Origin of the sequence: Exiguobacterium sp. RIT594 (genome assembly GCF_003339585.1) — a bacterium.
Taxonomy (GTDB): Bacteria; Bacillota; Bacilli; order Exiguobacteriales; family Exiguobacteriaceae; genus Exiguobacterium_A.
The window spans coordinates 868112-887539 of record NZ_QPKF01000001.1 but is presented as its reverse complement, the minus strand read 5'-3'; the positions used below and the strand labels follow the sequence as shown (position 1 = coordinate 887539).

20 protein-coding genes and 1 tRNA gene are annotated in these 19428 nt (G+C 42.4%); 11 read left to right on the top strand and 10 right to left on the bottom strand.

Features of this window, described 5'->3' with window-relative positions:
- The first annotated feature begins 164 nt into the window (after positions 1-164).
- Both DVG79_RS04425 and DVG79_RS04420 read left to right on the top strand, forming a co-directional pair.
- On the top strand, positions 165-1007 hold the full coding sequence (locus DVG79_RS04425; protein WP_114596547.1) for a transporter substrate-binding domain-containing protein: 843 nt from the start codon (positions 165-167) through the stop codon (positions 1005-1007).
- Complete coding sequence (locus DVG79_RS04420) at positions 1004-1690, top strand: amino acid ABC transporter permease (RefSeq protein ID WP_114595620.1); 687 nt, start codon at positions 1004-1006, stop codon at positions 1688-1690. The genes DVG79_RS04425 and DVG79_RS04420 overlap by 4 nt, the downstream gene beginning before the upstream one ends.
- Before the next feature lie 67 nt (positions 1691-1757).
- Here DVG79_RS04420 and DVG79_RS04415 read toward each other — a convergent pair whose 3' ends face one another.
- Positions 1758-3590: a putative bifunctional diguanylate cyclase/phosphodiesterase gene (locus tag DVG79_RS04415; RefSeq protein WP_114595619.1), complete on the bottom strand. Its 1833-nt coding sequence runs from the start codon at positions 3588-3590 to the stop codon at positions 1758-1760.
- Between the two features lie 155 nt (positions 3591-3745).
- Between DVG79_RS04415 and DVG79_RS04410 the strand changes: the two genes are divergently transcribed.
- On the top strand, positions 3746-4375 hold the full coding sequence (locus tag DVG79_RS04410; protein WP_114595618.1) for an FMN-dependent NADH-azoreductase: 630 nt from the start codon (positions 3746-3748) through the stop codon (positions 4373-4375).
- Here the strand turns inward: DVG79_RS04410 and DVG79_RS04405 are convergent.
- The 5 genes from DVG79_RS04405 to DVG79_RS04385 all read right to left on the bottom strand — a co-directional run bounded on the left by DVG79_RS04405 (position 4372) and on the right by DVG79_RS04385 (position 7537).
- Complete coding sequence (locus DVG79_RS04405; RefSeq protein ID WP_114595617.1) at positions 4372-5247, bottom strand: helix-turn-helix domain-containing protein; 876 nt, start codon at positions 5245-5247, stop codon at positions 4372-4374. The genes DVG79_RS04410 and DVG79_RS04405 overlap by 4 nt on opposite strands.
- A 24-nt stretch (positions 5248-5271) precedes the next feature.
- The gene (locus DVG79_RS04400) at positions 5272-6153 is read right to left on the bottom strand and encodes a helix-turn-helix domain-containing protein (protein ID WP_114595616.1); all 882 of its coding nucleotides are present in this window, start codon (positions 6151-6153) and stop codon (positions 5272-5274) included.
- A gap of 34 nt (positions 6154-6187) precedes the next feature.
- Positions 6188-7060, bottom strand: coding sequence for a helix-turn-helix domain-containing protein (locus DVG79_RS04395; protein WP_114595615.1), 873 nt, complete (start codon positions 7058-7060; stop codon positions 6188-6190).
- A gap of 94 nt (positions 7061-7154) precedes the next feature.
- Positions 7155-7225, bottom strand: a tRNA-Thr gene (locus DVG79_RS04390).
- A 114-nt stretch (positions 7226-7339) separates the two neighbouring features.
- The gene (locus tag DVG79_RS04385; protein WP_014970552.1) at positions 7340-7537 is read right to left on the bottom strand and encodes a hypothetical protein; all 198 of its coding nucleotides are present in this window, start codon (positions 7535-7537) and stop codon (positions 7340-7342) included.
- 149 nt (positions 7538-7686) lie between these two features.
- Here DVG79_RS04385 and DVG79_RS04380 point away from each other — a divergent pair, with 149 nt between their 5' ends.
- Both DVG79_RS04380 and putP read left to right on the top strand, forming a co-directional pair.
- Positions 7687-8865 carry a MalY/PatB family protein gene (locus DVG79_RS04380; protein WP_114595614.1) on the top strand — a complete coding sequence of 393 codons (1179 nt, stop codon included), beginning with the start codon at positions 7687-7689 and terminating at the stop codon, positions 8863-8865.
- A 340-nt stretch (positions 8866-9205) separates the two neighbouring features.
- On the top strand, positions 9206-10678 hold the full coding sequence (putP, locus tag DVG79_RS04375; protein WP_114595613.1) for a sodium/proline symporter PutP: 1473 nt from the start codon (positions 9206-9208) through the stop codon (positions 10676-10678).
- Between the two features lie 53 nt (positions 10679-10731).
- On the opposite strand, the gene DVG79_RS04370 is transcribed toward putP, so the two are convergent.
- Positions 10732-11529 carry a class I SAM-dependent methyltransferase gene (locus tag DVG79_RS04370; protein WP_114595612.1) on the bottom strand — a complete coding sequence of 266 codons (798 nt, stop codon included), beginning with the start codon at positions 11527-11529 and terminating at the stop codon, positions 10732-10734.
- Between the two features lie 42 nt (positions 11530-11571).
- Positions 11572-11886, bottom strand: a complete 315-nt coding sequence (locus DVG79_RS04365; RefSeq protein WP_012370605.1) for a hypothetical protein — start codon at positions 11884-11886, stop codon at positions 11572-11574.
- Between the two features lie 204 nt (positions 11887-12090).
- On the opposite strand from DVG79_RS04365, the gene DVG79_RS04360 reads away from it, so the two are divergent.
- The 3 genes from DVG79_RS04360 to DVG79_RS04350 all read left to right on the top strand — a co-directional run bounded on the left by DVG79_RS04360 (position 12091) and on the right by DVG79_RS04350 (position 13804).
- A complete protein-coding gene (locus tag DVG79_RS04360) occupies positions 12091-12570 on the top strand; it encodes a GNAT family N-acetyltransferase (RefSeq protein WP_114595611.1) in 480 nt (159 codons plus the stop codon).
- A gap of 96 nt (positions 12571-12666) precedes the next feature.
- Positions 12667-13365 (top strand): queuosine precursor transporter, encoded by a 699-nt coding sequence (locus DVG79_RS04355; protein WP_114595610.1) that lies wholly within the window; start codon positions 12667-12669, stop codon positions 13363-13365.
- An 82-nt stretch (positions 13366-13447) separates the two neighbouring features.
- Positions 13448-13804 (top strand): PilZ domain-containing protein, encoded by a 357-nt coding sequence (locus DVG79_RS04350; protein WP_114595609.1) that lies wholly within the window; start codon positions 13448-13450, stop codon positions 13802-13804.
- 137 nt (positions 13805-13941) lie between these two features.
- Here DVG79_RS04350 and DVG79_RS04345 read toward each other — a convergent pair whose 3' ends face one another.
- Positions 13942-15615 (bottom strand): glycoside hydrolase family 13 protein, encoded by a 1674-nt coding sequence (locus DVG79_RS04345; RefSeq protein ID WP_114595608.1) that lies wholly within the window; start codon positions 15613-15615, stop codon positions 13942-13944.
- Positions 15616-15825: 210 nt separating this feature from the next.
- Here DVG79_RS04345 and DVG79_RS04340 point away from each other — a divergent pair, with 210 nt between their 5' ends.
- Genes DVG79_RS04340 through DVG79_RS04330 form a run of 3 tightly spaced genes read left to right on the top strand, consistent with a single transcriptional unit; the run spans position 15826 to position 17778 of the window.
- The gene (locus DVG79_RS04340; protein ID WP_114595607.1) at positions 15826-16443 is read left to right on the top strand and encodes a hypothetical protein; all 618 of its coding nucleotides are present in this window, start codon (positions 15826-15828) and stop codon (positions 16441-16443) included.
- Positions 16444-16501: 58 nt separating this feature from the next.
- Positions 16502-17296 carry a thymidylate synthase gene (locus DVG79_RS04335; protein WP_114595606.1) on the top strand — a complete coding sequence of 265 codons (795 nt, stop codon included), beginning with the start codon at positions 16502-16504 and terminating at the stop codon, positions 17294-17296.
- Complete coding sequence (locus tag DVG79_RS04330; RefSeq protein ID WP_114595605.1) at positions 17293-17778, top strand: dihydrofolate reductase; 486 nt, start codon at positions 17293-17295, stop codon at positions 17776-17778. The genes DVG79_RS04335 and DVG79_RS04330 overlap by 4 nt, the downstream gene beginning before the upstream one ends.
- 67 nt (positions 17779-17845) lie before the next feature.
- Here DVG79_RS04330 and DVG79_RS04325 read toward each other — a convergent pair whose 3' ends face one another.
- On the bottom strand, positions 17846-19366 hold the full coding sequence (locus DVG79_RS04325; protein WP_114595604.1) for a diguanylate cyclase: 1521 nt from the start codon (positions 19364-19366) through the stop codon (positions 17846-17848).
- Positions 19367-19428: the final 62 nt, after the last annotated feature.

Here is a 19428-nt window from a genome sequence, read left to right as displayed (position 1 = left end):
AGACCGTCTCATCTTGATGATAACGCTTACATATGGGTGAATAATTTTTTTGCATAAAATATTTTTCAAGAAGCTATTCTTTTTTGCGCCAATTCCATTTTCCATGGTACTTTTAAATAGAAAATAAATTATCAGTGTCTATAAGGAAAAGGAGAATGGAAACGATGAAAAACTCTGTGAAATGGACGGGCCTCTTGATTGCAGGAACTGCCCTGGTCCTTAGTGCATGTGGTCAGGAAGAAAAACAGATGACCGCATACGATAAGATTCAAAAAGAAGGAACCTTGACAGTTGCAACGGCTGGTACACTTTATCCGACTTCATTCCATGAAGAAAAAAGTAATAAATTAACCGGCTTTGATGTCGAAGTCGTCAAAGAGATCGCTAAACGTCTTGATTTGAAGGTGGCATTTAAAGAAATGTCTTTTGACGGTATGTTGACGAGTGTAAACACCGGTCAAGTTGATTTAGCCGCCAATGATATTACGATTACCGATGAACGTAAAGGAAAGTTTGCTTTCTCTAAACCATACAAATATACGTACGGGACGGCGATTGTCCGTAAAAGTGATTTATCCGGCATCAAGTCTCTCGAAGATTTAAAAGGCAAAAAAGCAGCGGGAGAAGCGACGACGACCTATATGCAAGTCGCTAAGAAATTCGGTGCAAAAGAAGTCACCTATGATAATGCGACGAATGATCAATATTTGCGTGATGTTTCCAACGGACGGACAGATGTCATCTTAAACGATTATTATTTACAAAGTTTAGCTGTCGATTTCTTTAAAGATTTTGACATTACGATTCATCCTGATATCGCTTATAATCCCAGCCAGGTCGGACTCATCATGGATTTAGACAATAAAGAATTACAGTCGAACATCAATGCTGAAATCGACAAGATGAAGAAAGATGGAACGCTTGCTAAACTGTCGAAGACATTTTACGCCAACAAAGACGTCTCGAAAATGCCTGATATCAAGACGACGCTCGTTGACGTGAATTGAACAGCTTCTTTGAAATTGAATGGCGGTCCGTCTTTAATCCAGAATTAGCACGAGAAGCGTTTCCCTACATTTTAGGTGGTCTTGGCCATACTCTTTGGATTTCGGTTCTCAGCATGATGATCGGCCTTGGTCTCGGCTTGTTACTTGCTTTGGCGCGGTTATCCACATCACGATTGTTACGGACGATTGCCACCCTTTATATTTCATTTATGCGTGGTGTCCCGATTCTCGTCTTGTTATTCATGTTTTATTTTGGTTTACCGGTCATCAATATTCAACTGGATGCCTTGACCGCTGCCATTGCCGGCTTTAGTCTGAATAGCGCTGCCTATATGGCTGAAATCATTCGTTCATCCCTTTTGTCGGTGGACCGCGGTCAACGGGAGGCTGCCCAGTCACTAGGACTTTCCAGATACCGTGTGTTCGTCGGCATCACCCTGCCTCAGGCTGTTCGACTGGCAATTCCGCCGCTGTCAAATGTCCTTCTTGATTTGGTGAAAGCCTCTTCGCTTGCCGCCATGATTACAGTCCCGGAGATTTTTCAACGGGCAAAGATTGTCGGTGGACGGGAGTTTGACTACATGACAGTTTATTTTGTCATCGCTTTCATTTACTGGGGAATCTGTGCCGTCATCGCTGCCGGTCAGGAAATGCTTGAACGGCGTTTCGCCCGCTATTTATAACGTGAAAAAGCTCAACCGTTTTCTACAGACGTCTCGTGACGAAAGTGAAAATGGTTGAGCTTTTGTGTTAGGCTTCTAACTCGAGTAATGGTTCAATTGATAACGCTTCCAATGGTTTGTGGAACAAATACCCTTGAAGCGTCTGACATCCTAATCCTGTCAAAAGTTCCGCTTCTACCATCGCTTCGATTCCTTCTGCGACAATTGTCATCTTCAACCGATTTCCCAGTTGAATGATCGTCTCGACGATGGCTCGTTTTTCTTCCGAGTCAACCGCCTCCCGGACAATCTCTTTCGGAATTTTTAACTGATCGAAGGGTAATTCGACAAGCGTCTGCATCGATGAAAAGCCCGTTCCGAAATCATCAAGGGCAATCCGGATCCCGTGGAGATGCAACTCATTTAAGGTTTCAATGATTTGTACCGTTCCCTCAATAAAGATATGTTCCGTCATTTCAATCTCCAATAAGTAGGGCGGAAAACCGGTCGTTCGTAGAATCTCCAAAACCTTTTCGGTAAAGTCTTCTTGTCGCAACTGCCAAGGCGAAACATTGACGGCAATCGTTATTGGTTTTCGTCCTTGGTCTAACCATTTCTGTCCTTGCAGGCAGGCTTTACGCATTACCCATCCTCCAAGTGTCTCGATGAATCGTGTCCGTTCTGCCAATGGAATGAATTCCAGTGGTGAAATCAGGCCATATTTCGGATGATTCCACCGGACTAGTGCCTCAGCACCCGTGATGCGGTGATTAGCTGCGCTGACTTGTGGTTGAAACAGCACAAAAAAGTCCCGGTCAAGATCAGCATCATACAGGTCCCGTGTCAGTTGCATTGCTCGTTTGCGTTCATTTTGGGTTACCTGATCCGTAATCGCAAACGTATTTTTTCGATTTGACTTTGCCGTAAATAAAGCAATCTCGGCATCATTGATGACGTGATCAATCGATTCCCCGTTGACGAATGAAACCCCGATGCTTGCCGTTACATTGATTTGCTTAAAATCAATCTGGACACGTTCAGAAATATTGGCTAAAATCTCATCACATAGTTGATGCGGTGGCGTAGATGTTGCATGTAATAAAAAAGCACTTCCACTCGCTTTCGCCACGATACAATCGGAAAAACGGGTCATCAGGCGCTTTCCGATCACATGAAGCGTCCGGTCCCCCGTCCGGTAACCGAACGCATCATTGACTGTCTTAAAATCATCGAGATCAATCAGACAGATGATATCTCCCGAAACTGCTTTTTTCTCCGTTTCAATGACAAAAAAGGACCGGTTCGCCAGTTCCGTAACCGGATCGAAGAAAGCTTGTTCTTTTAATCGTGTCAGGTAATCGATGTTTCGTTCCAAACGTGTGACATATTGTCTATGAATCAACAGACTGATGAGAGTGGCAATCAGAATCAATCCAATTCGCGCGATATGATCGGTCAGACTGAAGGTCGAGATTCCTGTCGGTTCTTTTAACCAGACATACAGCAAGGAAAGGACACTGATTCCTGTCGCATACAGCAACATCGTCCGATTGATCACGACAAGAGACGTCAAGACAAACAACAACGAGGCTGCCCATACCGTCTGTGCTCCATTGTCGATATATGGATAGTAGATAAAAGGTATCAATAGGAAGACGCTTGACATCACATGCGGTTTCCACCGATCGGTCAGACTACTTTTTCCGATTAAAAATTGAACTACACCCACGATGAAAATTAAAAATGCCCGCCATCCGACAGACTGCTCTAAACCAGTTTGACTGATGCTACTTGAAAAAACATACAGAGCGGCACCGCAAGTAGTCAGCACAAAGATAATCATTCCGAACAGCCGATAATTTGCGTTTACTTCGCGATGATAGTGAAGATTTGCTGATGAAGGACGGTTATGCGCCTTCATATCATCCCCTCTTTTCTGTCAATTCATTCTTTCCTTTTCCTTATCAAGTTGGAATTAAAACCTAAATCCTCCATCAATTTGCTTTTCATTCTCCACGTCTAAAGAAGTCTTCAATCGGGTATTTGACTAGTAAAGATTGAAAGGAGTGTTATGTCATGAGCCGTTTGTTATTTATCGAAGCAAATGATAGTACCCATCAAAAGAAAGGAATCAGTTCGCACATGAACGAAGCGTTTCTCGCGAGTTACCGGACCCATCATCCGGATGATGAAGTCGTCGTACTCAATTTATTCGAGGAACGGTTACCGTTTTTTGATTTACGTCTCGCCACTGCTGCCGCCCAACTATTTCGTGGAGAATCTGTTGAGACCGATGAACATGTGCCGCTCGACAAATTACAAGAATATCTGACCGGGTTTCTCGACTCGGATAAAGTCGTTTTTTCCTTCCCGATGTGGAACCTGACCGTTCCGGCTCCGCTTCATAATTATATGGACTATCTTGCACAAGCAGGTCAGACGTTTCGTTATACAGCAGAAGGGTCTGTCGGCTTAGTGACGGGCAAACAAGTTTTGTTGCTGCATTCACGCGGCGGGGACTATTCAACAGCGGATAAAGCTGATTCCGAACATGCCGTTCGTTACATGCTCGACATCCTTCGTTTCTTCGGGATTGAAGATGTCCAGACCATTATCCTGGAAGGACATCAGCAATATCCGGACCGGGCGGAGGAACTCGTCAAAAAAGCCCTCTCTGCATGTGAGAAGGCCGGGGAAACATTTTAAAATCTGTAGAGTAAAAATTCTTCGTGGCTATCAATGACAAGTTGTTCATAGCTCGGCATCTCAAAGGCTTTAAACATGCTGTAAGAAAGCGTAAAGTCTCTCTTAACGTCTTTGATATCACCATTGGTTTTTTTGGTAAAGTAGCCGCGTTGAAAATAAAAATGCCCTAAAAATGATGCATCGTCCAACGCAAGACTTTCTTTGATTCCAGTCGCTACTACGTTTAGACCCTTTTCATAATTTTTTTGAAATGATAATTGTTGGGCATGGTTATACATTATTTTAATTCTGGTTTTCTTTAGTTCAATCGTATCAAAATTTAAATTTAATATTTCTTCATATACGTTTTCTGAATGAACAAACTGCTTGTTTTCAAAGTAAAAATTTGCAATCGCCATCTTGATACGGAGGTACATTTGAGGCGATTCAAACCAAACTTCTGCCGTATCCGTTAAACGAACTAATTGTGAGATACTTGTTCGGAAATCGACCTTTTTAGTACGCTCATTACACACGATTTCAAAATATTTCAACAAGAGTAGAATTTCCTTGACTGTTGACCGACTTCTTATTTGTTCAATTTGATTCATTAGCTCATCAAATTGTTGGCTTCGGAATAAGCCGTTGAGAAGTCGGTCACATTCACGGAATTGTTCACTTTTATATTGGTCACGAAACAACATCGACATCGGAATACGCAACCGTTTGGCAATTTGTTGCAACAAGTCAATTGTTGGTGAATTGCGTCCATTTTCAATTTTGCTAATTTCCGCCTGACTACATATACCTTCACACAACTCTTTTTGCGTCATTTTCTTTTGCTTACGAATGCGTTTGATTTCATTTCCAATTGATACAGGTAGTGAATTCATTAACTTTCTCCCTTAGATATAACCTTATAAGAACTTAAATAATAAATAATCATTTCTTCCTTTTTCAACAATCTCGACGTAACGCTCTAAATTAAATGCAGTGAATAACGTATATGATAGCGTATAATCTTCTTTTATTTTTTTGATTTCATCAAATTCTAGCTTTTCTTTAAAATTCGCACGTTGATAAAAAAAATGTCCTAAAAAAGAAGAATTTTTTCGTTCTATGCTTTCAGATATACCTATTTCCGTCACTTTCATTCCCTCACGGTAGTCTTCTTGAAAGAACAGTTGTTGGGCATGGTTATATAAAATCTTAATCCGTAAGTTTTTTAATTCTTCTGTATTGTAATCCATCACTAGTAATGCTTCGTAAATCTTTCTAGAATGTACGAACTGATGATTTAAATAATAGTAATTTGCGATTGCTAATTTGATTCTTATATACATTAACGGTGATTCATACCATACTTCTTCTTGATCTGCTAAAAATGATAATTCCGAGATACAGGATCGATAATCCAACCTTTTTTTACCTTCTAATGCGATTAATTCAAAATATTTAGCAAGTAGATATACATTAATATTTATTGGAGTAGATAAAGTTTCTTTAACAGAATTAATAACAGCATCAAATTTTTGATTACGAAAGAGTTGTGTCCACCCCTGATCATATTCTTGAAACAATACCGCTTGTGCGTCTTCCTCGAATAATTGTAGCATTGAAACATTTAGTCGATTTGCGATTTTTTGAATTGTTTCAATCGTTGCGGATACTTTTCCTTGTTCAATTTTACTTAATTCTGCTTGGCTACAAATATTTTGACAAACTTCTTTTTGAGTAAGTTGTTGTTCAAGTCGAATTCGCCTTAATTGATTTCCGATTGAATTTGAAAGTGGAATCATTTTATAAACAGCCCTTTTTTAATCAATATTCATTTTATTCGGTAAAAAGAAATTTTCGTTTTACTTCTTTAACAGTATTCGCATATCGAGTCATGTGAAATGCTTTAAATAATTCATATGCGATAACATAACTTTGAGAGGTTTCTTCACCATCACCGTTCAGTACTTCTAACACTTCTCCCTTTTGATAATAAAGATGTGCGATATAAGAAGCATTACTCAACAGCACACTCGAATGAATACCTTTTAATGCAGTAGTCAGACTCTCTTCAAAGTTCCCCATCTTAAACAGTAGTTTTGCATGATTATATATAATTTTTAATTGCTGTTCGATCACTTTTTCATTACTAAATTCAAAATGCGTCTCTTCTAACTCTTTGTACAGCTTTTCAGCTTGTCTATATTCCTGATTTTCTGCGTACAATATAGCTATTGCCATCTTTGCTCTTAAGTATAAATCCGGATAATTATATTTAATATCATTATGTTCAATTAATCGAGAAAGTTGAACCGATGTTGTCCGATAATCATAATTATCTATACGATACTCGCTAATGATTCGATAATATTCAAGTAATAATGTTGTCTCATGAAATCTATCACCAGTAGTAATATCATACGATAGAATTTGTTCATAGTTTCCTTCTCGAGTTAATTGTAGCAACGTATGGTCTATTTTTTTTATACTTTCTTGCTGTTTTCGATTTTCGAGTAGGAAAGAAACAGGTATTTCAAGACGTTCCGCAAGTTGTTGTAATAAATCAACTGTCGGTGAATTTCGTCCGTTCTCGATTTTACTGATTTCTGCCTGACTACAAATCCCCTGGCACAGTTCGGCTTGTGTCCAATTCCGTTCTTGCCGGATCCGCTTGATTTCGTTACCAATCGAAATATTTAATTGATTCATGGATGTCTCCTTCAAGATCAGTCCCTGTTCTAAACAAAAAAACAGGTCCTCCGTTCAAGTGATTAACTTGTGACGGAAGACCTGTTTATTTTGATGCTTCCGGCGAGAATCGAACTCGCACTGCAGCATTACCATTGCTGAGGTCTGCCATTAACCTACGGAAGCCTGTTTTTTCTAATATTAGTATAACGTAAGCCTAAATGAATATCAACTTTTTCAGGAAAATACAAAAAAAGCAGTTAAGGGAAACTCAGTTCCCCCTAACTGTTTTCTGATGCATTAAAGGACTGTTTTAGTTAATGAGTTATCAAAGACAATCAACACAGAATAATGTTCATCCGCTTTCGATGCGACGAATGTCGAGAATTTAAGTGTGATGATTGAATTTGAACCGACACCATTTTCCTCAAAGAAATGATTAAGTCGTTCTTCGAGTTCTTCTGGTGATCGTCCTACTAACACTTTTGAATGTAACATAAAATCCACCCCGTCCTTTTTTTTGTGTACGATATTGAGTTTTCCCATGCGTCCTTTGTTTAAAACCTCTATTTTTCTAACTTGCCGAATTGAGACCTGTTCGGTACTGTGAAGATATAGTTAAGTTTATATTGAAAGGACTGAACAAAATGAATGAGCATATGTTTGATGAAGTGTTGGAGAAAAGACAAACCGGGTCCGCCAAATGGGATGGTTTGAAACAACTGTTCGGATCGGATCAACTGATTCCGATGTGGGTTGCAGATATGGATGTCCGTCCTGCCGACTCGATAACAAAAGCTTTGACAAGACGGGCAGCAAGCGGCAACTTTGGCTATTCTCTGTTCGAAGAAAAAGCCAAACATGCCATTCTACATTGGTTTGACAAACGTTATGACCAATCGGTTGATCCGGCAACGATCCTGTATTCGAGCGGCGTCGTTCCCGCACTCGCACATAGTGTATTGGCATTGACGGAAAAAAATGATGAAATCATCATCCAGACCCCTGTCTATCCGCCTTTCCATCATGTTATAGAAGCGAACGGAAGACGTTTAGTCGAAAATCCGCTTGGTTTACAACATGACCGGTATGAAATCGACTTTACATTGCTCGAACAACAGATGAAGACAGCGCGCATGATCATTTTATGTAATCCGCATAACCCGACCGGTCGCGTATTCAGCTTCGATGAATTGAAACGACTGGTTGCACTTGCTAAACAATACGGCGTCTATGTCTTGTCGGATGAAATCCACGCCGACTTGCTGTTTTCGAATGTAACGCATCATCCGATTATCGCGTTTGAATACGATCAGGTAATACTGGTCAGTGCCCCATCTAAAACATTCAATATCCCGGGACTTTATGCTTCATATCTGATTGTACCGAACGCTGACTTGCGTCTTAAAATCGAGCAGGTGCAGCAGGCGAACTTCGTGCATCCGAATGCTTTTGCGGCAACCGCTATTATTGCTGCTTATGAGGACCCGGAAAGTGAACACTGGTTACAGGAGTTGTTGGTTTACCTGGAAGAGAACCGTAACCATGCCATACAACGGATTCGGACGGAAATGCCTCGTCTCACCGTCGTTACACCGGACGCCACTTTCTTGCTTTGGATTGATTGTGCCGCTCTTCCGTTTAATTCGAAAGAGCGGGCTGACTGGTTAGTCAACCAGGCTGGTCTCGCACTGACACACGGAGAACCGTTCGGAAAAAATGCTTCGACGTTTGAACGCCTGAATTTCGGATGCCCGCGAAGTCAGTTGGACGAAGCTCTTGACCGTCTTCAAACGGCTTACCAGACGATTGTCTTTACAGATTAAGTTACGTTTCCACCTGCGATTCAAGTGATTTTTATATCACTTGAATCGCCTTTTTTCATGCAGAAAAAATTTTAATTATACCTTTTTTAATAACACTCTTCATTTCTATTTCCTTTCCATTTGACGACATTTTCATGACCGAATTCAGAAAAATAGAACATTAAGAGGGACGGAAAGTGTCCCGACCCCTTGATAGACGAGGGCTGAAGCCACTTTTCATGACATTGTGAAGACTTGCTTTGTCGTTTTAGACCCTGTAAGGTGGGGAACAAATCGATTGTGCTTATTTTGACAGATGAATGAACAGCGCAAAAAAAAGATTATTGGAGGCTTTATTGTTATGACGCAAGAATGGATTTCAATCAGCTTGTATCTGGTCATGATGCTCGCCATCGGCTACATTGCCTACAAGCGAACGACAAACACGGAAGATTATATGTTAGGTGGTCGGGATTTAGGTCCCGGAGTCACGGCACTATCCGCCGGAGCATCCGACATGAGTGGCTGGATGTTGATGGGATTACCCGGAGCGATGTACGCGACCGGTGTATCGGCTTTATGGCTTGCTTTAGGGCTGTTAATTGGTTGTTACGTAAACTATTTGATTTTAGCGCCACGTTTTCGTCTTTATACGGAAATGGCAAATGATTCAATTACGATTCCTGACTTCTTAGAAAATCGTTTTAAAGATACGTCACGTGTCTTACGGACTGTTTCTGCCGTCGTCATTATCGTTTTCTTCACGTTTTATACATCAGCTGGTATCGTATCCGGCGGTAAGCTGTTCCAAAGCTCATTCAGCTTTGATTATCATTATGGTATGCTCTTGACGATTGCGGTCGTCGTCGCCTATACATTGTTTGGCGGTTTTCTCGCAGTCAGTTGGACCGACTTCGTCCAGGGTTGTATCATGTTCATCGCCCTCGTTCTTGTACCGATCGTGGCGTTGACAGATGTAGGCGGAATTGATGGTGCCTACAACTATGCAGAAAATCTGGATCCTACATTGTTTGATCCGCTAAAAGGTACGACATTCCTCGGAATCATCGGATTCCTTGCTTGGGGACTCGGCTACTTCGGACAGCCCCACATCATCGTCCGTTTTATGGCCATTCGTTCGGTCAAAGATTTGAAAAAAGCACGCCGCATCGGAATTAGTTGGATGTTTGTTTCGATTCTCGGTGCCATGATGACAGGACTTGTCGGAATTGCTTACTTTGAAGGACAAGGAAACGGTCTCGGCGACCCAGAAACCGTCTTCATCCGTTTCTCTGACGTCTTATTCCATCCTTACATCACAGGATTCCTGATGGCAGCAATCTTAGCTGCTATCATGTCGACGATTTCGTCGCAGTTGCTCGTCACATCAAGTGCTTTAACAGAAGATTTTTATAAAACGTTTTTAAATAAAAAAGCGACAGATAAACAGCTCGTCTTGACAGGACGAATGGCCGTCCTGGTCATCGCTGTCATCGGTTCCGTCTTAGCCTGGAATCCGTCTGCCACGATCTTATCATTGGTCGGTTATGCCTGGGCTGGTTTTGGTTCCGCCTTTGGTCCAATTATCCTGCTTTCGCTTTACTGGAAACGGATGACGAAACAAGGTGCGCTTGCCGGTATGTTGTCCGGAGCAATCACCGTCATCATTTGGGTTCAGCTCGGTCTCAGTACGACACTCTATGAGATGGTACCCGGATTCTTCACTAGCTTATTCTTCACCGTTGTCGTTAGTCTCTTGACGAAACAACCGGTTGAATCGGTTCAAGAGAAATTTGACGATATGGAAGAAGAATTAAAAGAAGCAGTCGAATAATCCTAACTAATAGGTAAACCCCCTCTGAGTCAGACTCAGAGGGGGTTTTGTCGTCATAATTCAAGGACACCATAATGAAGTTTGGACGATTTTCGTTTCGTCCGTTCGAATCCGTATCGTTCAAATAACTCACTCTCAAAATGAGCTTTTAAGACGATTCTTTGTCGCGCGACACGCTTCGCTTCGGCTACTACTTGTTCGGTCAACGCTTCATAGTTTGCCAGTTGTCGCAGTCCGTCAAGATGCGTTGATTCTGAAACGGTTTTTTCAAACATCGGATCAAAATAAATGACATCTATCGATTTGCTGGCACATTGCTTCAAGTACGTGAAGTTTTCCGCCCACTGAACTTCAACCTGTCGCATCGCGTCAATGATTGGTTGGTATCCTTCGATCCATTGTTGTAACCCTTCCCGTACGATCAAGGCTGTCACCGGATTACTTTCTAAACCGATGACTTGACCAGACTGTCCGACTGCGTGACTCATGACGATGGCGTCTGCTCCTAAGCCTAACGTACAATCAAGGACTGTCATCCCCTTTTGCAACCGGGCGATTGTAATCAATGGATCATGACCATTCCGGTCAAATTGTTTGATTCGAAAAACCGCACTGGACGGATGAAAGAAAAAAGAGCTGTCTGCATCTTGCGGATAATATTCCAATCGGTTTTTATCCACGACAAGAACGGGACGCTGATACTGCTCGCGAAGTGCCTGCAGTCCTATTTTTTTTCGCTCGATGACGTCGAAGTCGATGGTTCGCTCTGTTTCATAAAGTCGCTGTAATCTGGTCCTGACTTTATCTGTGGGCCTTAAGCACGTCGTCAATACGACTTTTTGTTTATTCAATCCGTTTCACTCCCAGAAAAAAATAAGCTAGCCTGCGCCAGCTTATTTCTTTTTCTTCAATAACCCTTCGATATCTTCGATGAGTGCTTTTTTAGAAATTAAATCTTCTTGTTTTTCCTGCTCGACTTTGGCATCAACAGTTGTCCGTTGTAACAATGCCTGCAATGTCTCATCGATACTTGATTTCAAGTGGTCGCGATCTTCTTTATTTAATGCAAGATCATGACGGACTTCGTCCCCTTGTTCGTCAAGTTGGCGTAACCGCTCCGTCAATTGTTTCGCTTCCCGATTCAAATCAGAATATAAGCGTTCGATTTGTTCTAAGCGTAATTTGATTCCATCCCGTTCTGTGAACACATTTTCCAACCCCTTCCAGCATCCAGATGTCTACATCATTACTTTACCATATTCATCACGAATTGAAACAATCACAATCCGTTTACAACTTACTTTTTCGCTTCCCCCCCGTTCCTTACTTCTTCAGCTATCTTTTGCAATTTGTTTCCTGAAGTCGCTATAATAAATGAGCAGAGTGAATTGCGATCAGAGGAGGACACCGTCATGGATTTAAAACGCCGAACACTACGTCATGTAGATCAGACTGAATTCGAACACTTTTTAAAGTACGGCGAACAGGCTTACGGATTATCTCGACAGGAAATTCAAGGATACGACCATGAGCTTGGGGTCGAGCGCGCTTTCGATTCTGTTGAACACAGTTATTCCGAAGACTTCTACTTTGATCTTCTCGTCGACGAACAACTGATTGGTCGTGTACTCTTATTAAAAATGGGGCATTATTTCCAACTTGATTTGATGATATTCGACCCGTACAGCGGCCGCGGTTTTGGAACAAAGGCAGTACAACAGGCACTTGAGCAATCAAATGTATTGTCTCTTTACGAAGTACGTGCCCGTGTCTTACCGACATCTCCCCATCAAGAGATCGCTTCTCAGATTTTGAAGACAAACGGATTCGTCAAACAAGACGGTTATTTTAGTAAGGGCCGTCGTAAACGCTATTCCTTACAACGCCCTTGAGGCTCGACCGACGCAATCAGGCGTCGGTTTTTTTTTGACATCGACCAAAAAAAAGCGTAAAATTTTGGATTGTATGATTCAGAAAGGAGTTCTCACATGAACGAATGGTTATGGTTTCCTTCCATCTTACTTACGATGGGATTGTTATTACTCAGTTATCGTCTGTTTGGCAAAACCGGTTTGATGATGTGGATTGCCATCGCAACAATCATTGCCAATATCCAAGTCACACAACAAGTTGAACTTTATTCTTATATTTTCACATTAGGGAACGTCGTATACGGAAGTTGTTATTTGGCTACCGACATCTTAAATGAAAAGTACGGAAAAAAAGTAGCGCGTCAAGGCGTCTATATGGGATTTTTCTCATTGATCACGACAACGTTATTGATGCAATACAGCATATTGTACACGCCACTTAATGACACCCTGGCGAAAGACATGTCAAGTTCATTGAACCTGTTATTCGGTTTACTTCCTTGGATTGCGCTTGGTAGTTTGTCTGCCTACCTGGTATCACAATTATTTGATGTCTTTATCTATTCCAAGATCCGTCAAAAGACGGGGGAAAAGAAACTTTGGTTACGGACAACCGGGTCGACGGTCCTCAGTCAATTGATTGATACGTTGACGTTTTGTGCGATTGCCTTTCACAGCTTACCGTTTGATATTTGGTGGCAGATTTTCATCACCACTTATCTCGCCAAATTCGTCATTGCCTGGGTCGCCACTCCCTTCATGTATCTTGCTAAACGGATTCACCCGACCACTCCCTCTAAGGATTTAGCAGCTTGATACAATCACCTTCCTGATTTTTAACATTTCGCTAGAAGATTGTCCTCTTTTAACGGATAATGGAAATCAGGAGGTGTTCATCTTGAAGATTAAACGCAACGAATCTTTCCGGTTTCATTTTGATGAACCGGTTGCTGGTGAATTTTATCTTGTCAAAGGTGGACAACGGACGCCGATTGGATCGATGAAGATCCATAATATCTCACCTAGTGGCATGGCGATTGCAACACCGCTGAAGCTGCCGATCGACCGTTCGACGTCGATTGTCGTCGAATTTTCTCTTATACGCGGTCTCGAACCATTAAAGCTGAACGGACGGATTTTACATGAAAAATGGCTTGATTCCCAGCGTTTATATGGCATACGACTCGAAACAACCAAAGATGAGCAACAGCAGATTATCGATACGATTAAACAAGTCGTCAAAGCGACCTCTTGAATGTCGTGTGGTTTACTTAGAATAGAAGTTTGTGACTTTTCTTTAATCGAAAGAACGGACTTCAACAACCAAAAACAAGGATGGCGGATTTCATGTCCGCCATCCTTGTTTTTTCCTTGTTTACATGCTGTTCTTTTTTACCGGAATATTCGGTAGACGATTGCTTCATATGGCCGAAGGACCAACTCTTCTTTCGAGACCAACGGAGATTCATTGTAATTTCCGATGACTGAATCAGAGGTATCGTGTGAAAGTGGAACGGTTACTTTCTCTTTACTGAATGAGCAGTAAACGTACCATGTTTCATTTTCATATGTTCTCGTATAGGCATAGACATCGGTCTCCTCTTCTAAAATCAACGCATACTCGCCGTACACGATTAAATCGTGCTGATGACGTAACGCAATCAGCTGTTTATAGTAATAGAAGATTGAATCGGAATCTGCTAAGGCCTGTTCGACGTTAATCGATGGATAATTCGGATTGACCTTCAGCCAGGGTGTACCTGTCGTAAAACCACCGTGCTCGGTTGCATCCCATTGGATCGGTGTCCGGGCATTATCCCGCCCCTTGATGTGGACAGCACGCAATAACTCTGCCGGTGAAGCCCCCTGCTCGGTCCGCTCTTTCCACATATTGCGGATTTCGATATCCTCATATTCCTCAATCGATTCAAAGGCAACGTTCGTCATGCCGATTTCTTCCCCTTGATAAATGTAAGGTGTTCCTTTTAACAGGTGAAGCAATGTCGCTAACATTTTAGCGGATTCAACACGATACGTCGTATCGTCTCCGAATCGACTGACGACCCGCGGCTGATCGTGATTATTCCAGTACAACGAGTTCCAGCCCTTCTCATGTAAGGCAACTTGCCACTTCGTAAAGTTTTCTTTTAGTTTTTGAAGATTAAACGGTTGGACATCCCATTTGCCTCCTGGACCGGAATCCAGGTCCATGTGTTCAAATGTAAAGACCATGTTGACTTCTTTTCGCTCCGGATCTGTATAAAGGATTGCATCTTCGGTCGTCGCTCCCGGCATTTCCCCGACCGTCAATACATCATATTGACCAAACGATGCATCATTCATCTCTTTTAAAAATTCATGAATTCGTGGTCCGTTAATATAATGTTGTCCGCCGTCTCCATACAAAGCACCGGAAGGAACCGTCGCATCCGGAAGTCCGGGTGTCTTCGAAATTAAATTGATGACGTCCATCCGGAAACCGTCAATCCCGCGATCCAACCAACGGGTGATCATCTGATACACTTCTTGACGGAGTTTTTCGTTTTCCCAGTTGAGGTCGGGCTGTTTTTTAGAAAACAGGTGTAAAAAATATTCATTTGTCGTTTCATCTAATTCCCAAGCCGGTCCGGAAAAAATCGATCCCCAGTTGTTCGGCAACGTACCGTCTTCGTTGGCACTTCTCCAAATGTAATAATCGCGATACGGGTTGTCCTTGCTTTTCCGTGACTCTGCAAACCAGGCATGCTCATCCGAGGAGTGGTTGACTACAAGATCCATGACGATTTTGATGCCCCGCTCATGTGCTTGATCGAGCAGACGATCAAAGTCTGCCATCGTTCCAAATTCAGCCATGATCGCTTCATAATCCCGAATATCATATCCATTGTCATCGTTTGGTGAGTCATAGACAGGGCTCAGCCAAATGACATCAATTCCAAGTTCTTTTAAGTAATCCAATTTTTCGATGATACCGACAAGATCTCCAATTCCGTCTCCGTTAGAATCTTTAAAACTACGCGGATAAATTTGATAGACTACACTGTCATGCCACCATTTTCGTTCCATATGATTGATCGACTCCTCTTATGAACAATTTATGCAAGCGATTGCATTTATCGATAAAGCGCTTCCATTTATTTCATCGTTAGCGTATCACGAATATTGTAACCAGGACAAGAGGATTCCCTCATCCGGATTCCTGTATACTGGACCTAGCGTTTCACGTTTGAATTTTTTCGATAGAGGAAAATGATTTAAGAGAGGAGGCGTACCAACATGTACCGTCGTTATTTATTGTTTCTAGTCTGGGCTATTGCCATTGTCTTCATCCTACTGTTTGGGAATAACAGAGTTTTTCCTTCCGGTTTTCTCCTGTCCTTTTTACGGTTTGATCAAAGCCAGTTCGATACGTCTGCACTCAGTTTATTTACGTTACTTGGCATCTATCCAGCCGCGTTTTTCATGCTTTTTTTAGATGAAAAACGGTTCTTGAAACCTTCACCGATGTTAGCAAGTTTTGGCGCATTTGCGTTAGGATCCTTTATTCTCATGCCGTATCTAGCTCTCGCCATCCCGCGACAAACGTTTTTGCCGTTTCGACGCCGGAAATTCATTCCTTACGTTGTCGCCCTGCTGACTGTTCTGTCAGCTGTCATCATCTGGTTAGCTTTAGCACGTTCAGACTGGGCCATTTTCCAAGTCTATTTCACGACCAATCAATTCGTTCGCACGATGACGGTCGATTTGGTAATGTTTTATATTTTACAGCTGTTCATGTTACACCGGATACGGGCACGCCAGGACATACGCCTTGGCTGGCGGGACATCGTACCGTTGTTTGGTCTGTTCAGTTATTTGTTCCGCCGCCATCTTCCGTCCTCTTCCAACGGTTGATTCGATCCAGGAGGTTCGGCTACAATAGGAAGATAGCTTTAATAGGGGGACATTATTCATGAAACAGTATCATCAGCTTTGTCAGGAAATCTTAACGAACGGCATCAAAAAAGAAGATCGGACGGGAACCGGGACCATCAGTATTTTTGGTCATCAAATGCGGTTCCCGTTACAGGATGGTTTTCCGATGATAACGACGAAAAAGTTACATATGAAGTCCATCATTCATGAATTGATCTGGTTTATCTCCGGTGAAACCAACATCTCCTACCTGCAAGAACATGGTGTCCGCATTTGGAATGAGTGGGCGGACGAAGAGGGCAACCTCGGACCGGTCTATGGTGCCCAGTGGCGTTCTTTCCCGAAACCGGACGGAACGACCGTCGATCAATTAGCCGAGGTCATTGAACAAATCAAGGTCAATCCGGATTCACGTCGTTTAATTGTCAGCGCTTGGAATCCCGGTCAATTGGAAGAGATGGCTTTACCGCCTTGTCATCTGCTGTTCCAGTTTTATGTCGCGGACGGAAAACTATCTTGCCAGCTTTATCAGCGGTCAGCAGATGTCTTCTTGGGTGTACCGTTTAATATTGCTTCCTATGCTTTATTGACCCATATGATTGCCCATGTATGTAAACTTGAGGTCGGCGATTTTGTTCATACTTTAGGTGATGCCCATATTTATTCAAATCACTTGGATCAAGTCAATCTCCAATTGAGCCGGAATCCAAAACCTTTACCGACGATTCGTTTTGACCGGGAAGTGGAACGTATTGAAGATTTTACGTTTGACGATATCATCATTGAAGGATATGATCCTGATCCGCATATTAAAGGAGTCGTCGCCGTATGATTTCGCAGATCGTTGCCTATACAAAAAACCGGGTCATTGGTCGGGATAACGAGATGCCCTGGCATCTCCCCGCTGATTTGGCCCATTTCAAGAAAACGACTTACGGCAAACCGGTCATCATGGGCCGAAAAACATTTCTGTCAATCGGACGTCCATTACCGGGTCGCGAAAATATTGTCATTACGCGTGATCCAAATTTCCATTCAGAAGGAATTACCATCTGGCATGATTTAGACGGACTGGCTGCTTTCGCGGAGTCGGAAGAGGAAGTCTTTTTGATTGGCGGTGGCGAACTGTTCCAGCAAACACTGCCACTTACCAAGCGGATTTATGCAACGGAAATCGATGCCGTCATTGAAGGGGATGTTTATTATCCCGAGATTCCGGATGACTTCGTTTGTTTGTCCGAGATGTTTCATCCGGTTGATCCACAACATTCAGAAGCTTTTACGATCAAACAGTTTGATCGTCCGCTCCGTTAACATTCTTTTGTTTTCAAAAGACACCTCGACTTCCAGAAAGTCGAGGTGTCTTTTTAGTGTACTGCCGTTACGGAAGACGAATCGCCCATTGTCGAATTTGCTCTTCCAACTGATGTGGATCGAGAGGAGACAAACAATAATCCGTAACGCCTCGTTCAAGCGCTTGACCAAGCAATTGATTTTCTTCGCCGGCAATCGCAATCACGTCAATGATTTGGTCACGTGTCTGCTTCCATTCATCGACAAGCTTAAAATTTGATGCTGCCAGTTGTTCAAGCGGCATGACATACAATTGAATCACACCCGCTGTTTTTTGATTGTCCGCCACGAGGTCAAAATCATATTTCGGATGGCTCGGGATTTCCATCAGCGAAAGAGATGGAAGAATCGTCTTTTCGATTTTAATGACGGCTTTCACTTTCTCTTTGGCAGTAGCCATTGCATAGACGATAACCTGATTTCTCCCATTTCGCTTAGCTTGATAAAGCGCTTCGTCCGCTTCAGATGTCATTTCCTCCAAATCCCGCATTACATCGTCAATGACTGTTAATCCGATGGAAACCGTCACTTTCAATCCATTTGGAAATGTATGACGTTCAATCCGTGCCCGAACTTTCTCCATCATTTCTGTAGCATGATTCGAATCATCCGCACTAAACAACACCATGAATTCTTCTCCCCCAAAACGAATCAATTCGTCGTCTTGTCGAAGGGCTTGTTTCGTCAAGGACGCCAGTTCGGTCAACACAAGATCCCCCGTTGGATGACCATGCAAATCATTGATCCGTTTAAAGTGATCTAAATCAAAGATGGCCAAGGCAAACAATTGACCATCACGTTCTAAGCGGGATGTCCGTCTCCGGTAAGCATTTTGAAGGTATTTCCGGTTAAAGGCTCCTGTCAATTCATCGACTAACATCGACGAAGAAACTGTCCGTAGTTTTCGGAGCAAACGCTTCAGACGAATTTTACGTTCATCGATTCCGACGGTTTCATCCCAATAGTCGTCTGTCCCGAGCGCATAACAAGCTTGACGGACACCCGGGTCATTTGGTCCAATCAAAATCAGCGGAATAAACGATGCTTCTAATTTTTTAAACAACTTCACAATCAATGCATCATTCGTCATTCGGATGATTTCGTAGTCAATCAACATCGCATCGACATGCAAATCGTATCCGACTTCCAATGTATCTTCGATGGATCCAAAAAAACGGGTCATGTATCGTTCTTGTTCCAGTGCTTTTTTCCACTGGATATTATCTAAAAACCGTTTTGTGACCGAAAGAATCATTTCTTTCCGGACGACTTTTTTCCGTCCCCGTTCTGATAGATGATCTATGACAGGTGCGAGTAGTGTGACGAGTTGTTCATGCGGCACTTCTTCTACCACGCTGTCCAACTCACTCACCCAGCGAGCAGTCTGCCGTTCGAAAAATTCTGCTTGATCGTGTTCGCTAAATCGGTTAAGCCACTGTGCGAAAACAAGCAACTCCGATTTTGGAACAGAATCCATCCGGAGTAAACGTTCGACCATGAGAATCGTTTGATCGATTTGTTTTTCAATTTGTTTTTTTGTTGTTTCCACAAGTCTTCCCTCTCTTTCTATACAGCCGAAATCATCCGTTCGACTGAAAAGAAAACGAGGGA

What these genes read in the sequence shown, in the direction of transcription:
- DVG79_RS04425 (WP_114596547.1), top strand. Translation starts at nt 165, where the DNA reads ATGAAAAACTCTGTGAAATGGACGGGCCTCTTGATTGCAGGAACTGCC.
- DVG79_RS04415 (WP_114595619.1), bottom strand. Translation starts at nt 3,590, where the DNA reads ATGAAGGCGCATAACCGTCCTTCATCAGCAAATCTTCACTATCATCGC.
- DVG79_RS04410 (WP_114595618.1), top strand. Translation starts at nt 3,746, where the DNA reads ATGAGCCGTTTGTTATTTATCGAAGCAAATGATAGTACCCATCAAAAG.
- DVG79_RS04405 (WP_114595617.1), bottom strand. Translation starts at nt 5,247, where the DNA reads ATGAATTCACTACCTGTATCAATTGGAAATGAAATCAAACGCATTCGT.
- DVG79_RS04400 (WP_114595616.1), bottom strand. Translation starts at nt 6,153, where the DNA reads ATGATTCCACTTTCAAATTCAATCGGAAATCAATTAAGGCGAATTCGA.
- DVG79_RS04395 (WP_114595615.1), bottom strand. Translation starts at nt 7,060, where the DNA reads ATGAATCAATTAAATATTTCGATTGGTAACGAAATCAAGCGGATCCGG.
- DVG79_RS04385 (WP_014970552.1), bottom strand. Translation starts at nt 7,537, where the DNA reads ATGTTACATTCAAAAGTGTTAGTAGGACGATCACCAGAAGAACTCGAA.
- DVG79_RS04380 (WP_114595614.1), top strand. Translation starts at nt 7,687, where the DNA reads ATGAATGAGCATATGTTTGATGAAGTGTTGGAGAAAAGACAAACCGGG.
- putP (WP_114595613.1), top strand. Translation starts at nt 9,206, where the DNA reads ATGACGCAAGAATGGATTTCAATCAGCTTGTATCTGGTCATGATGCTC.
- DVG79_RS04360 (WP_114595611.1), top strand. Translation starts at nt 12,091, where the DNA reads ATGGATTTAAAACGCCGAACACTACGTCATGTAGATCAGACTGAATTC.
- DVG79_RS04355 (WP_114595610.1), top strand. Translation starts at nt 12,667, where the DNA reads ATGAACGAATGGTTATGGTTTCCTTCCATCTTACTTACGATGGGATTG.
- DVG79_RS04345 (WP_114595608.1), bottom strand. Translation starts at nt 15,615, where the DNA reads ATGGAACGAAAATGGTGGCATGACAGTGTAGTCTATCAAATTTATCCG.
- DVG79_RS04340 (WP_114595607.1), top strand. Translation starts at nt 15,826, where the DNA reads ATGTACCGTCGTTATTTATTGTTTCTAGTCTGGGCTATTGCCATTGTC.
- DVG79_RS04335 (WP_114595606.1), top strand. Translation starts at nt 16,502, where the DNA reads ATGAAACAGTATCATCAGCTTTGTCAGGAAATCTTAACGAACGGCATC.
- DVG79_RS04330 (WP_114595605.1), top strand. Translation starts at nt 17,293, where the DNA reads ATGATTTCGCAGATCGTTGCCTATACAAAAAACCGGGTCATTGGTCGG.